Here is a 14264-nt window from a genome sequence, read left to right on the forward strand (position 1 = left end):
GGAGGTGATATGAATTGAGTACAAAAGAAATTACTGATAAACAGCAAATCATTGAGGAATTGCTTGAGGTCTATCCGGAAAGAACGAAGAAATTTAAAAAGAAACATTTTCAAGTAGTAGATGAAGAAAGTATTGAAAGTGGAAAATGTTCCGTTAAGTCTAATATTAAATCACGCCCAGGTGTTATGACTATTCGTGGTTGTGCTTATGCAGGATCCAAAGGGGTGGTTTGGGGCCCAATTAAAGATATGATTCACATAAGCCATGGTCCGGTAGGATGCGGACAATATAGTTGGGGAACTAGAAGAAACTATGCGAATGGCACATTAGGCGTTAATAATTTCACTGTTATGCAAGTGACAACTGATTTCCAAGAGCGCGATATTGTCTTCGGTGGGGATAAAAAGCTAGAAGCATTATGTAAAGAAGTAAAAGAAATGTTCCCATTAGCAAAAGGCATTTCCATTCAATCCGAATGTCCTGTAGGACTAATTGGAGATGATATTGAAGCGGTCGGCAAAAAAATGACCAAAGAACTTGACATTCCTGTTATACCGGTTCGTTGCGAAGGATTCCGGGGAGTGAGCCAGTCTTTAGGTCATCATATTGCTAATGATACCATACGTGACCATGTTATGGGAACTCGTGAGCTTGAAGAAGCTGGACCATATGATGTAGCAATAATTGGTGACTATAACATAGGTGGAGACGCATGGGCATCTCGTATCTTGTTAGAAGAAATTGGTTTAAGAGTAATTGCTCAATGGTCCGGGGATGGTTCCATTAATGAATTGGGAATTACGCATAAGTCCAAACTGAATTTAATCCACTGTTATCGTTCTATGAACTATATGGCGAAAACAATGGAAAAAGAATATGGTATTCCTTGGATGGAATATAATTTCTTTGGACCAACTAAAACAATTGAAAGCTTACGTGCTATTGCTGCTCATTTTGATGAAACAATACAGGCTAATGCTGAAAGAGTAATCGCAGCATATCAAGCAGAGACGGAAGAAATTATTCAGAAATACCGCCCTCGTTTAGAAGGTAAAAAAGTAATGCTCATCATTGGGGGATTACGTTCAAGACATACGATTGGCGCATATGAAGATCTTGGAATGGAAATTGTGGCAACTGGATATGAATTCGCTCATAAAGATGATTATGAAAAAACAATTACTGAGTTAAAAGAAGGTACGATTCTTTATGATGATCCAGGTGCATATGATGTAGAATTTTTATCTGATAAATTGGATATTGATTTAATGGGTGCAGGTGTTAAAGAGAAATATGTGTACCATAAATTAGGTGTTCCATTTAGACAAATGCATTCATGGGATTATAGTGGTCCATATCATGGTTTTGATGGCTTTAAAGTCTTTGCACAAGATATGGATACGGCTATTAACAGTCCAGTTTGGGATTTAGTAAAGGCACCATTTTAAGCAGAAAAGGGGGGGAAAAGATGACAAAAAAAATTGAAATTAAAGACCATAATACATTGTTTCAATCAGAAAAATATGTAAAGCAGGCAGAAAATAAAAAAGTATTTGAGGCGGCCTGTTCTGCACAAGAGGTAGAAGAAACGATTGATTTTCTAAAAACAGAAGAATATAAAGAAAAGAATTTCGGACGGGAAGCAGCTACGATAAATCCTGCTAAAGCATGCCAACCGTTAGGGGCTGTACTTGCTGGATTAGGTTTTGAAGGAACTCTTCCATTTGTGCATGGTTCACAAGGGTGTGTTGCATATTTCCGCAGTCATTTTGCTCGTCACTTTAAAGAACCGGTACCTGCTGTATCATCATCTATGACGGAAGATGGAGCAGTTTTTGGAGGAATGAGAAACTTAATAGAAGGACTACAAAATAGTACTACGTTGTACAAACCAAAAATGGTAGCGGTGAGTACGACTTGTATGGCAGAAGTTATTGGAGATGACTTAGGCGCCTTTATTGAAAATGCTCGCATTGAAGGAGCAATTGATCAGGAGTTTCCTGTTCCATATGCAAATACGCCAAGTTTTGTTGGATCACATTTAACTGGATATGATGCCATGATGCGTTCTATATTAGAGTATCTTTCAGAGAAAAAAGGGGATTTATCATATAAAGCACCAAATGAAAAATTAAATATTATTCCAGGGTTTGATACTTACACAGGAAACTTTGAAGAATTAAAAAGAATCCTTAGTCTAATGGATGTTGATTATACCATTTTAGGAGATCATAGTGGCAATTTAGATTCTCCTGCAAATGGAGAATACAGCTATTATTACGGTGGTACAAAATTAGAAGATGTGGCACAAGCGCATAATGCTAATGCTACTCTCCTTATGCAAAAATATTCTACGAAAAAAGTTGCTAAATATATTGGTAAAAAGTGGAAGCAGGATACAGTTGAAATGTCTACTCCAATTGGGATTAAAAATACAGATCAGCTGCTAAAAAATATTAAAGAAGCAACTGGAAAGGATATTCCAGAAGAATTGAAGATTGAACGAGGACGTGTAGTAGATGCTTTAACGGATTCTCATCCATATCTACATGGAAAACGAGTGGCAATGGCTGGAGATCCTGACTTATTATTAGGTTTAATTTCCTTCTGTTTAGAAGTAGGAATTGAACCAGTGCATATTGTTTGTACAAATGGAGATAAGAAATTTTTAGAAGAAGCAGAGGCCCTTTTAAAAGCAAGCCCTTATGGAATAGAAGGGAAAGTTCATATCGGCAAAGACTTATGGCATATGCGTTCTTTATTATTAACAGAACCAGTTGACTTTGCGATTGGAAGTACACATATGAAATATTGTGCAAAAGATGCTGACATTCCATTGGTTCGTGTAGGTTTCCCTATTTTTGACCGTCATCATATGCACCGTTATCCGATTATTGGATACCAAGGTACATTAAATTTACTAACGTTAATCGTTAATACTCTATTACAGCAATTAGATGATAATGCACCTGGTCATAGTTTTGATACTGTTAGATAATGGGGATTGTCGTTATCAAATTCTATAGGAAATAAAGAAAAATAGTTAGTCAGTGGGGAGTTGCAGCTCTTCACTGACTATTAGTTTACAAAGGGCGGTGGAGATGTGAAAAATTATGTGGTAGATGCATTACAAGAACCAGCATGTGAACACAATGCGTCTAAAACCGATCGTAATAAAGGCTGCGCAAGACCTAAGCCAGGGGAAGCTGCTGGAGGATGTTCTTTTGATGGAGCGCAAATTACCCTTTTGCCGATTGTTGATGCAGCGCATCTCGTTCATGGTCCGATTGCGTGTGGGGGTAATAGCTGGGAAGCGAGAGGAAGCTTAAGCTCAGGTTCTCATCTTTATCAATACGGATTAACGACTGATTTAAATGAGCAACATATTATTTTTGGAGGAGAACAAAAATTAAGAGACTCTATCCAAGAGATTGTAAAAAGATTTAATCCTCCTGCTGTTTTTGTCTATTCAACGTGTATTACAGCTTTAATTGGAGTCGACTTAGATGCTATTTGCCGCAGTGAAACAGAAAAATTAGGCGTTTCCGTCATTCCCGTTAATAGTCCAGGATTTGTCGGCAGTAAAAATCTTGGAAACAGACTAGCGGGTGAGGCTTTATTGGATTATGTAATAGGGACAGGGTTGCCTCCTGTGGAATCGAAATGGGATATTAATCTAATCGGTGAATACAACATTGCCGGTGAGATGTGGGATATAAAAGCTTTATTTGATCAAGTTGGCATTAAAATTTTATCAAGAATTACAGGGGACGGAAGGTTTAATGAAATTCGTTGGGCACATAGAGCAAAGGTTAATATGGTGGTATGCAGCCGGGCATTAATAAATATGGCAAGAAAAATGGAAGAAAAATATGAAATTCCTTATTTTGAAGGATCCTTTTATGGAGCAACAGAAACAACATTGTCATTAAAAACGATTGCCTATTTATTAAACGATAGAGATCTAATAACTCGTGTGCATCACTTTACAAAAGAGGAAGAAGAAAAATTAGATAAAGAGCTGCTGTTTTATAGAAAGAAATTAAAAGGGAAACGAGCCATTCTTTATACAGGTGGTGTAAAGAGCTGGTCTATTATTACTGCTTTGCAAGAGCTTGGCATTGACGTAGTAGGTGTTGGTACAAATAAAAGTACGAAAGAAGATATTGCAAGAATAAGAAAACGTGTTGAAAATCATGTGGAATTAATAGAGTCCGGTGGGGCGAAAAGAATATTGCAAACATTCCGTAAAGAGAATGCGGATATCATTATTGCGGGCGGACGTAATATGTATGTTGCTTTAAAGGAACATATTCCATTTATCGATATCAATCAAGAAAGGCATCATGCCTATGCTGGATATGTAGGATTAAAAAGGTTAGCGGAACAGCTTGTTTATACTCTAGAAAATCCGATTTGGGAGAAAATACAAATTCAGCCGCCATGGAAGGAGCTTTAGAGGTATGGTTATTTTAAAAAAGGAAAAAAAATTAGCCATCAACCCTTTAAAAGTCAGTCAAACCTTAGGTGGAGTATTGGCTTTACAAGGATTCTTCCGAGCAATTCCAATTGTACATGGGTCACAAGGTTGTGCGGCTTTTATTAAAGCATTAATGACGCAGCATTATCGAGAACCTATCTCTGTACAAACAACAGCTTTGCAAGAAATGAACATTATTTTTGGCGCTGAACAAAGCATGATAGAAGCACTGGATGTGGTGATGGAAAAACATCAACCATCCATTATAGCGGTTTTAAGTACAGGTTTAACGGAAACCGCTGGTGATGACATAAAGGGAAACATAAAAAACTATGTAAAAGAGACCAATCCGTCAAATTGCTTTGTATTCCCAGTTGCTTTGCCGGATTTTGAAGGATCACTAGAGTCCGGTTATCGATTAACGGTAGAAGCAATGCTAAAGGAGTTAATTATATATACAAAAGATAGTCATCCAGTAAAAAAGATAAAAAATCAAATAAACTTTATTCCTGGAGCACATTTGACGCCAGGAGATGTGATGGAAATTAAAAGGATTCTTGCATCTTTTGGATTAAGTGTCATAACAGCACCGGATTTATCCACTTCACTTGCAGGAACTCTTACAAAAGGATATTCCCCTCTATCTCAAGGAGGTATATCTGTAAAAGAACTACAGCAAATGCTTTCTTCAGAATTTACCATTGCAGTTGGAGCAAGTATGGAAAATGCTGCTCAGATTTTAGAAGAGTCTGCTAGTATTCCATATCGAGTATTTACTAGTTTATCTGGACTTGAAGCGAATGATGCATTTTTTTCCTTTTTACAAACACTTAGTGAAAAGCCTGTTTCCCCCTTTTATCGGTGGGAAAGAGATAATCTAGTAGATTGTTTATTAGATGCTCATTTTAATTTTTTAGGGAAAAAAATAGTTGCTGCATTGGAGCCAGATCATCTTTATTCCGTAATAAGCGTATGTAAGGAGTTAGGAATAACATTATCCGGATTAGTGACAACATTTCCTACAGACTCGTTGTCTAAACTAGAGGAGCAAATCACAATAGGGGATTTGGACGATTTAGAAAAAATGGCGATAGGAGCAGACTTGTGGATTAGTAATTCTCATGGGGAGCAAGGAGCAAGTCGAATGAATATTCCGTTTATGCCAATGGGATTTCCAATTTTCCACCAAATAGGCAGTTCGTTAATCACAAGTGTCGGATATCGGGGGACGACAGAAACAATTATTAAGTTGGGGAATTTAATCAAATAGGAATGGAAGTGAAAGAGATGATTAAAGTGGCATTTGCTACAGAAGATGGAATATATGTGAATACGCATTTCGGATACTCTGAAGCCTTTGATGTTTATGAAGTGACAAAAGACAAATACGAGAAGTTGGCAACAAGAGTCATAAAGTATAAGGAAGATAATAATGAAAGTGACCGAATCGAAGAACGGCTAAACATTGTGATGGATTGTACTTTGTTATTTATTAATCAAATAGGTCCAACAGCTGCGGCACGTGTTACAAGAAATAAAATTATGCCAGTGAAAGTAAAAGAAGGAACATCTATCCAAGAACAATTAGATCGGTTACTTACAATGTTACAAACAAATCCTCCATTATGGTTAGTAAAAGCAATGAATAGTAAAGTTGAAAAAGAACGTACATTTTAATAGTTATTAGAATGGGGTGAGTGGATATGAATTCGGTGCTTTATCAAAGTGGGAGTCAGGATGTATCAAATCGCTATAGCAGACAATTAAAGCTCTTAGGAAAAGAAGGCCAGCAGAAACTAAAAAATACAACAGTATTTATAGCGGGAATCGGTGGTTTAGGAGGAACAACAGCCATTTATTTAGCAGCCGCAGGGGTTGGAAAGCTAATAATCGCACATGAAGGAAATATCGTGCTGCCTGATTTAAACCGACAAATATTAATGGACAGTGAAAAGCTAGGAACCGAACGAATTCCATGTGCAATCGAGAGCTTAAAACGAATTAATCCAGAGGTGGAAATTGAAGCGTATTCTCATAAAATTACCTATGAATCATCCTATTCACTAGTAGAGGCGGCAGATGTTGTTGTGGATGCACGTTATGATCCTCCTGAAAGATATGCTTTAAACCAGTTGTGTGTAGATATAGGTAAACCAATGGTAGAAGCGGCAATGTCTGGTTTTGAAATCTCACTTACAACAATTAAACCGAATGAAACAGCTTGCTTAGCTTGTATTTTTCCAGAAAGAGATAAAAGTTGGGAGCCGTTGGGGTTTCCAGTATTAGGTGCAACGTCTGGAATTGCAGGATGTTTAGCTGCGATAGAGGTAACAAAAATAGTAACAGGGATTGGAGAGCCATATTATAATAAACTATTTCGATTGGACTCATTGCAGTTTCAATCCAGTATTTTTTCGTTAAAACGGAATCCTTCATGTAAACATTGTGCTACAAAAAAGGAGGAAGTAAATGCATGAAAAACCCATTAAAAGAACTATATGATGCAGAAGATTTTTTTGATTTTTATCGTGTACCATATCATCTGGAAATTCTAAATGTATCTCGCATGCATATCCTTAAAACTTTCCGAAATTATTTGCAGGAAGAAGGGTATCTTGAGGCTGATTCCACAGATAAAGAAGTTTGGAATGTACAAAGGGCTCTACTCATTAGAGCTTATAATGAATTTGTAAAACCAACTCCGATGAGACAGAAGTTTTTCCCAACTTTTTATCAAAAAAACGGAACATTTTATGCATTTGATCAAATAAAAAAAATAGGAGCTGATCAATCATGCAAATAACGGAAGATGCAGTAAAAAAAGTACTGGATCTGATGGAGCAGCAAGATAATAGGGAAATGGGTCTGCGTATTAAAGCGATGCCTGCAGAAGATAAAGTAGATTTTCAACTATATTGGGAAAGTGAAGAATTGCCTTCTGATAAGATTATCCAACAAGAAGGATTGAAAATATTTTTAGATGATGATTCTAGTAAACTATTAGAAGAAATGACAATCTTTTATACGGTACAGGATGGAAAAGAAGGGTTGTTTATCATGAATGCAATTTCAGACTGTTCTAGTTGTTCTACCGTTTGTTTTTAAAAACGATTATAAAAAAGAGAGGGGGAATAGAAGTGGAGTATATTCAATTTTGCGATACAACATTAAGAGATGGAGAGCAAGCGGCAGGTGTTGTTTTTACTGCTGAAGAAAAGAGACAAATAGCAAAATTATTATCTGAATCTGGGGTAGAGCAGGCAGAGGTTGGAATACCTGCGATGGGGAAAGAAGAGCAAGAGGTTATCCATTCCATTGTTGATATGAATTTGCCGATTCAATTAATCACATGGAATCGTGCAGTGAAACAAGATATTGATGCCTCTAGACAAGCAGGTGTAAATTGGGTTCATATTTCTATCCCAACTTCTGATATTCAAATGTATCACAAATTAAGGTTAAACCGGCAGGAAATATCGCTGCTCATTCAACGTGCTGTTGATTATGCAAAGTCCTTTGATTTGTGTGTGTCAGTCGGATTTGAAGATGCTTCACGGGCAAGTCTTTCTTTTTTAATTGAGCTAATAAACACCTTATATAAGGATGGGGTAACAAGATTCCGTTATGCAGATACAGTATCGGTTTTAAATCCAATCACAACCCAAATAAATGTGCAAAAAATAATGAAGGAATGTCGGGCTGATATCGAACTGGAAATTCACTGTCATAATGATTTTGGTTTAGCAACTGCCAATACTCTTTCTGCTCTTTTTGCAGGTGCAAAGTGGGCAAGTACTACTATTTGCGGAATTGGAGAACGGGCAGGGAATGCTCCTATAGAAGAGGTGGCAATGGGTTGGCGACATCTTTATAATGGAAAATTAAATGTAAATACTACTCATTTTCATAAAATGGCAGAAGTAGTAAGCCGAGCATCTGGCAGGGAGATATCTGATGATAAGCCAATTATTGGTTCGAAGGTTTTTACTCATGAATCAGGAATACATGTGGATGGACTGTTAAAACATAGCGATACGTATCAAACATTTGATCCAATGGAGGTAGGCCGTACACATCATTTTATTTTAGGAAAGCATTCTGGTTTGGCGTCGATTGTTTACTTTTTACAAAAAGAAGGAATTCATATTAACAAACAACAAGGGCAAGATATAATAGATTATGTTCGAATGCTGACAAGTGAAACAAAAAAAGCGATTGAGGTATCAGATCTAAAAACTTTTTTTAATCAATTAAATACATAGAGAAGAGTAAATTATTGAAAGGAATGATCTGATATCATTCCTTTTTTGCTTGTTATCGCTTAAAAAAGCAAAATTAATTTTCATCAAATGGGAAGTTGGAGAAAGAAAAAAGAAGAATCAGCTCTAAGATTCATCTTTTTTCTTCTATTATTTATAAATCTTTTAAGAGGATAATTTAGAATTTGGATCATCAAAAACTGCGAGTTTATCAACAATTTTTTGACTTGCGGCATCAAGGCCGAGTATCTTTACTTTATTATGATTTTCTCGATATTTTAGCACTACCTTATCAAGTGCTCCAACCGCAGAATCATCCCAAAGGCGTGCGTTGGAAAAATCAACGGTAATCGTTTTATGTTCTACTTGAAAGTTAAAAGCAGAGATAAAATCTTCCACTGATGCAAAAAACAGCTGACCTTCAACAGCATAAGTATGATTGTTTTGTTTCTTTACTCGAACTTTAGAGATTTTTGCTACAAAGAATATAGCGCTTAAAATAACACCTGCAATAACTCCCTTTGATAAATCGTGTGTTGCAACAATAATGCATACAGTTGTTAACATGACAAGTACATCCGTTTTGGGCGCTTTTTTTAAATAAGAAAAAGAAGACCAATCAAATGTACTAATGGAAACCACAATCATAATTCCAGCAAGTACAGGCATTGGAATTTGCGCGACTAATTCTCCTAATACAAGGATTAAAAGTAATAAAAATAGCCCGGAAACCAAAGTAGAGAGTCTTGTTCGTCCCCCCGACTTGATATTGATAGCAGTTTGACCGATCATCGCACATCCAGCCATACCGCCAAAGAAACCAGTAATGATATTGGCAATTCCTTGCCCACGTGCTTCTCTGTTTTTATTGCTGTCTGTTCCTGTTGCATCATCCACAATCGTTGCTGTTAGTAATGACTCTAATAAGCCAACAAGGGCAAGTGCAATTGAGTATGGAAAGATAATAGCAAGCGTTTCAAGAGAAAAAGGGATGTTGGGAATTAGAAAAGTTGGCAATGTTTGAGTGATTGCTCCTAAATCTCCAACTGTACCAATATTAATATCACCAAAGATACTTGCGGCTGTTAAAATAATAATCGCAATTAATGGTGCTGGAACGGATTTTATAAATTTTGGCAATATATATACGATTAATAGAGTAAGAACAACAAATATGTAGGTAATATTGGAAATGCCCCAAAAGCTAGGAATTTGTGCTGCAAATATTAGGATTGCAAGTGCATTAACAAATCCCATCATTACAGGACGTGGAATAAACTTCATTAATTTAGCAATTTTACATACACCAAAAATAACTTGAATAATTCCAGTTAAAATTGTTGCCGCAAATAAATATTGCAGTCCATACTCTTTGACTAATGGTCCTAGAACTAAAGCCATTGCTCCAGCAGCAGCAGAAATCATGGCAGACCTTCCGCCAGCAAATGAAATAATAACCGCAATGCAAAAGGATGTATACAAACCAACGATTGGGTCCACCCCTGCAATAATGGAGAATGCGATAACCTCGGGAATTAATGCAAGTGACACGACCATTCCCGCGAGAATATCTACTCGGGTGTTGGAAAACCAATCTTTTTTAATCTTTTCTAACAATTTAGTCACCCCATAAACAAGTAGTGTAGATCTTACACCTAATAATAGACGTTCAATGAATATTAAAAAAGTTTATCATGAATCTTTCTAAAAAGGAATATCTTTGGCCAGGGGATAGTAACCAATTAAAATAAACAAGTGGTATACTTTGGTAGCGACGCAATGAGTAAGAGAAATAGGAGTGACGGACGATAATGCTTCTATAATTACTTCGACTCTTTTTATTCCAAAAAAGCATCTACCTCTTTAATTGGTAGACGCTTTTCGTGAAAAATTACTATTACTCTGTATACTGGCTTTTCTTTTTGTAATGAGACTCACAATCCAACCAAGTACAAGTCCTGTCATGCTAAGCATTACCCAGCCAAGTCCCTCGCTGTATAATGGCAAGTTATTTGCAAAAAAAGCTGTGATTGGGTCAATTAAGGACAATGCATCTGTTTCTAATTTAACAGCTGCTGCATTTAAGCCATCAACGATACTTATTACAGCTGTAAATAATGTCGTTATAACATATACGACACGACGATGTTTAAACAGCGGCGATAAAAAGGTGAGAAACATTAATGTAATGGCTAGTGGATAGAGCATCACCAACACAGGAACAGCGAATTTAATTATATTTGTTAATCCAACGTTGGCAACCACACCTGAAAAGACACAGAATAAAATGACAAACATTTTATAAGAAATACGAGGGAATAATTGATGAAAGCATTCAGCACAAGCTGTTGTTAAACCGATCCCTGTTTTCAAACATGCAAGAATAATGATGATTGCAAGTAATATACTGCCAAATGGGCCAAAGAAATGCTTCGATAACTGAGAAAATACTTGTCCGCCATTATCAAATAATCCAAAAGTTTCTGTTGTAGTTGCTCCCATATAAGCCACACTTACATAAATTACAGCCATGAGCAGTACACCGATTAACCCTGCTTTAGCAGTAGCAGCTACAATCTGTGCGGGTTTTGTTACGCCGAAGCCTTTGACAGCTTGTACGACAATAATTCCAAAAGCTAGTGAAGCTAGGGCATCCATTGTATTGTAGCCTTCTGTAAATCCTTTAAAAAATGCTTGATGGGCATAAACGCCATGCGGTTCTCCGATTGTACCGACAGGATTTGCAATTGCTGTAACGATTAAAGCACCAAGAAACACTAAGAAAACAGGTGTTAAAACTTTTCCGACCCAAACGATTATTTTAGCTGGGTTTAATGAAAACCAAAGTACTGCTAAAAAGTAAAGCGTTGTAAAAACCGCTAATCCAATCTGGTAATGTGACGGATCAAGAAATGGGGAAATCCCTATTTCATAAGAAACGGTCCCTGTTCGCGGCAATGCGAAAAATGGTCCAATGGTTAAATATAAGGCTATCGTAAAAACAAGACCATACACTGGATGAACACGACTTGCTAAATCTTGTAATTTGTTGCTTCCTGAAATCCCCATCGCAAAAATTCCTAAAAAAGGAAGTCCGATTCCAGTAACTAAAAATCCTAGAATGGCAATCCAAACGTGACTTCCGGCCTCTTGACCTAATTGCGCAGGGAAAATTAGGTTTCCTGCACCGAAAAATAAACCGAATAACATGGTTCCGATAACTAAATACGATGAAAAGGATAAGTTCTTTTTCATAGCTGACCTCCACATATGATGATATTCTGTACACCCTTATCGTTGATAAACGGCGAAATTATGGTGTATAACAATTCAAAAGACTTTTATGGAAATTATTCCGAAAAAGTAAAGTTAAGGAATTTTTAATGTGTGTTTTGAAAGTTTTAACCGATCCGTTTTATTTACCGATCTATTAGGAGAAATAGTAACAAGCTCTTAAATACACGTCAATTTAAAAGTTTATTGTGTTTTTTCTTACTTTTCTAATATATTGTTAGTTTGTTGAATTTCATATTTTACAGATAAAACTTTATATAGTTTAGTAGATGAAAGTGGTAAGATATTAGTAATGATTTCGTGATTATGTATGTCATTGATAAGGTATGAAAAAAGGAGAACAAGGATATGGCATATTTATTTTTGCTTATAACGAGTTTATTGTTTGGAGGGAATTTTGTAATTGGAAAGTTACTTGTTGGTCACGCATCGCCGATGACATTAACTAGCTTAAGGTGGATTATTGCCGTTTTGTGCCTGTTGCCATTAGTATGGTGGAAAGAAAAAAGGCTACTGCCTCCAAAAGGAGCTATTTTTCCTTTGTTTTTGATGGGATTAACAGGTGTTGTCATTTTTAATTTACTACAATTTGTGGCATTGCATAAAACTTCAGCAACAAATGTTGGGTTAATTTCTACATTAAATACGATGACGATTGCCGTTTGTTCTTTTTTATTTTTAAAAGAAAAAATAAATATTTTGCAAATATTTGCGATGTTATTGTCTTTTTTAGGCGTGATTTTAGTGCTGACAAAAGGAAATATGAAGTTATTAGTGAGTTTTCAATTAAATACAGGAGATCTGTATATGATTTGTGCGGTTTGTATTTGGGGAATTTACTCTGTTTGCAGCAAATGGGCAATGACAAAAAATATTAGTCCGTTAATGTCTACCTTTTATTCAGGCTTATTTGGTGTAATCGTTATTTTACCATTTAATATACTAACTTTTACTGTAAAGAACATAAATAGTTCTTTTATTTTAGCCATGTTGTTTACAGGTTTGTCTACTGTAATATGTATGGTTTTATGGAATATCGGGGTACAGAAAATTGGCGCTACAACAAGCGGACTATTTTTGAATTTTAATCCAATCTTTACAGCAATGCTTGCTTATTTAATTTTAGGAGAAAAAATGATTTGGATACAAGGAGCTGGAAGCATCGTTGTTATAGCTGGATGTTATTTATTTGCCTTTTTTAAGAAAGGTACACAGTGGAAAAAATCAGCAAGTAGTCAACCTGAAAAGTTAATACGTAATACATTGGAGCAGTGAACGCCATTAGTTCGCTGCTTTTATTGTATTCAAAAGAATATTTTTAACCTTTTCAGGACCTTCTTTTCAAAATTGTAACTTCCTAATTTTTAGAATAATTATAGAGGTATAAAAATAAAATAAAACAGAGACAATCTTGACATACCCTAACAAGAGAATTTTTTTGCGTTAAGAAACAAAATCCTTTATGTTATGGTATGAATTAACTTTAAAGGAGGAGTTAAAGATTGAGTATTTCAGAATTAAAAAGAACAGCTAGAGCATCGTTAAGTGGAAACTGGGGGAAAGGGGTTTTATTAACCGTTATTGTTTTTTTAATAAATGCCATATTGCCATCAATTGTGGAGGCTCCGTTAAGTGGAGGTTTTTCTAATTGGATTTTGCAAAAGGATATCCCAATTGGAGCAAGCATTGCTAGTACGGTCATTAGTATTATCCTAATTCCATTAGGCATAGCTTATACTTGGTTTTATTTAAGGATAATGAGAGAGGATTTTGCCCAAATAGCGGATGTATTTATTGTTTATAAAGATGTAAAAACCTCGTTAAAACTAATATGGGCATCTATCGTACAAGGAATATTTCTGTTCTTATGGTTCTTATTATTTATTATCCCTGGAATTATAAAAAGTTTCGCGTATTCTCAAACGTTTTTCCTGCTAAAAGATCATCCGGAATATACAGTTACCCAGGCCATTACAGAGAGCAGAAAAAGAATGAAAGGATATAAATGGAAATATTTTCTTTTAAATCTTAGTTTTATCGGATGGGCGATATTATGTTTAATAACAATTGGTATTGGTTTTTTATGGTTAGCTCCATATATTAGTGCATCATTAGCAGCTTTTTACGATGAGGTAATAGCAGATAAAGAAAATCTAGATTCAGAATTAATATGATGTTAGATATATCTTAAGTATACGCTCAGATGTTTTAAGCTGCATTTCCTTAAATAT

Annotated in this window: 13 protein-coding genes; 11 read left to right on the top strand and 2 right to left on the bottom strand. The window is 35.8% G+C overall.

The genetic code is table 11. The features are described from left to right. The first annotated feature begins 14 nt into the window (after window positions 1-14). The 9 genes from nifD to nifV all read left to right on the top strand — a co-directional run bounded on the left by nifD (window position 15) and on the right by nifV (window position 8742). Entirely contained in the window at window positions 15-1448 is a 1434-nt protein-coding gene (nifD, locus tag ACTYA4_RS06985) for a nitrogenase molybdenum-iron protein alpha chain (protein WP_443480574.1), read from the top strand. Window positions 1449-1468: 20 nt separating this feature from the next. Continuing rightward, entirely contained in the window at window positions 1469-2998 is a 1530-nt protein-coding gene (nifK, locus tag ACTYA4_RS06990; RefSeq protein ID WP_443480575.1) for a nitrogenase molybdenum-iron protein subunit beta, read from the top strand. Window positions 2999-3103: 105 nt separating this feature from the next. Further along, window positions 3104-4459, top strand: a complete 1356-nt coding sequence (gene nifE, locus ACTYA4_RS06995) for a nitrogenase iron-molybdenum cofactor biosynthesis protein NifE (protein WP_443480576.1) — start codon at window positions 3104-3106, stop codon at window positions 4457-4459. 4 nt (window positions 4460-4463) lie between these two features. Further along, a complete protein-coding gene (gene nifN / locus ACTYA4_RS07000) occupies window positions 4464-5750 on the top strand; it encodes a nitrogenase iron-molybdenum cofactor biosynthesis protein NifN (RefSeq protein WP_443480577.1) in 1287 nt (428 codons plus the stop codon). 17 nt (window positions 5751-5767) lie between these two features. Beyond that, complete coding sequence (nifX, locus tag ACTYA4_RS07005; RefSeq protein ID WP_443480578.1) at window positions 5768-6157, top strand: nitrogen fixation protein NifX; 390 nt, start codon at window positions 5768-5770, stop codon at window positions 6155-6157. A gap of 26 nt (window positions 6158-6183) precedes the next feature. Beyond that, window positions 6184-6957, top strand: coding sequence for a HesA/MoeB/ThiF family protein (locus tag ACTYA4_RS07010; RefSeq protein WP_443480579.1), 774 nt, complete (start codon window positions 6184-6186; stop codon window positions 6955-6957). Continuing rightward, window positions 6954-7283 (top strand): nitrogenase-stabilizing/protective protein NifW, encoded by a 330-nt coding sequence (locus ACTYA4_RS07015; RefSeq protein ID WP_443480580.1) that lies wholly within the window; start codon window positions 6954-6956, stop codon window positions 7281-7283. Before ACTYA4_RS07010 ends, ACTYA4_RS07015 begins: the two co-directional genes overlap by 4 nt. Continuing rightward, window positions 7274-7585: an iron-sulfur cluster biosynthesis family protein gene (locus ACTYA4_RS07020; protein ID WP_443480581.1), complete on the top strand. Its 312-nt coding sequence runs from the start codon at window positions 7274-7276 to the stop codon at window positions 7583-7585. The genes ACTYA4_RS07015 and ACTYA4_RS07020 overlap by 10 nt, the downstream gene beginning before the upstream one ends. Window positions 7586-7617: 32 nt before the next feature. After that, window positions 7618-8742, top strand: a complete 1125-nt coding sequence (gene nifV / locus ACTYA4_RS07025) for a homocitrate synthase (RefSeq protein ID WP_443480582.1) — start codon at window positions 7618-7620, stop codon at window positions 8740-8742. A gap of 162 nt (window positions 8743-8904) precedes the next feature. Here nifV and ACTYA4_RS07030 read toward each other — a convergent pair whose 3' ends face one another. Both ACTYA4_RS07030 and brnQ read right to left on the bottom strand, forming a co-directional pair. Further along, complete coding sequence (locus ACTYA4_RS07030) at window positions 8905-10356, bottom strand: SulP family inorganic anion transporter (protein ID WP_443480623.1); 1452 nt, start codon at window positions 10354-10356, stop codon at window positions 8905-8907. A gap of 246 nt (window positions 10357-10602) precedes the next feature. After that, window positions 10603-11994: a branched-chain amino acid transport system II carrier protein gene (brnQ, locus tag ACTYA4_RS07035; RefSeq protein ID WP_443480583.1), complete on the bottom strand. Its 1392-nt coding sequence runs from the start codon at window positions 11992-11994 to the stop codon at window positions 10603-10605. A 387-nt stretch (window positions 11995-12381) separates the two neighbouring features. On the opposite strand from brnQ, the gene ACTYA4_RS07040 reads away from it, so the two are divergent. Beyond that, on the top strand, window positions 12382-13308 hold the full coding sequence (locus tag ACTYA4_RS07040; protein ID WP_443480584.1) for a DMT family transporter: 927 nt from the start codon (window positions 12382-12384) through the stop codon (window positions 13306-13308). A 227-nt stretch (window positions 13309-13535) separates the two neighbouring features. Continuing rightward, the gene (locus ACTYA4_RS07045; protein WP_443480585.1) at window positions 13536-14207 is read left to right on the top strand and encodes a DUF975 family protein; all 672 of its coding nucleotides are present in this window, start codon (window positions 13536-13538) and stop codon (window positions 14205-14207) included. Window positions 14208-14264: the final 57 nt, after the last annotated feature.

Source organism: Niallia yueguangensis (assembly GCF_052663115.1).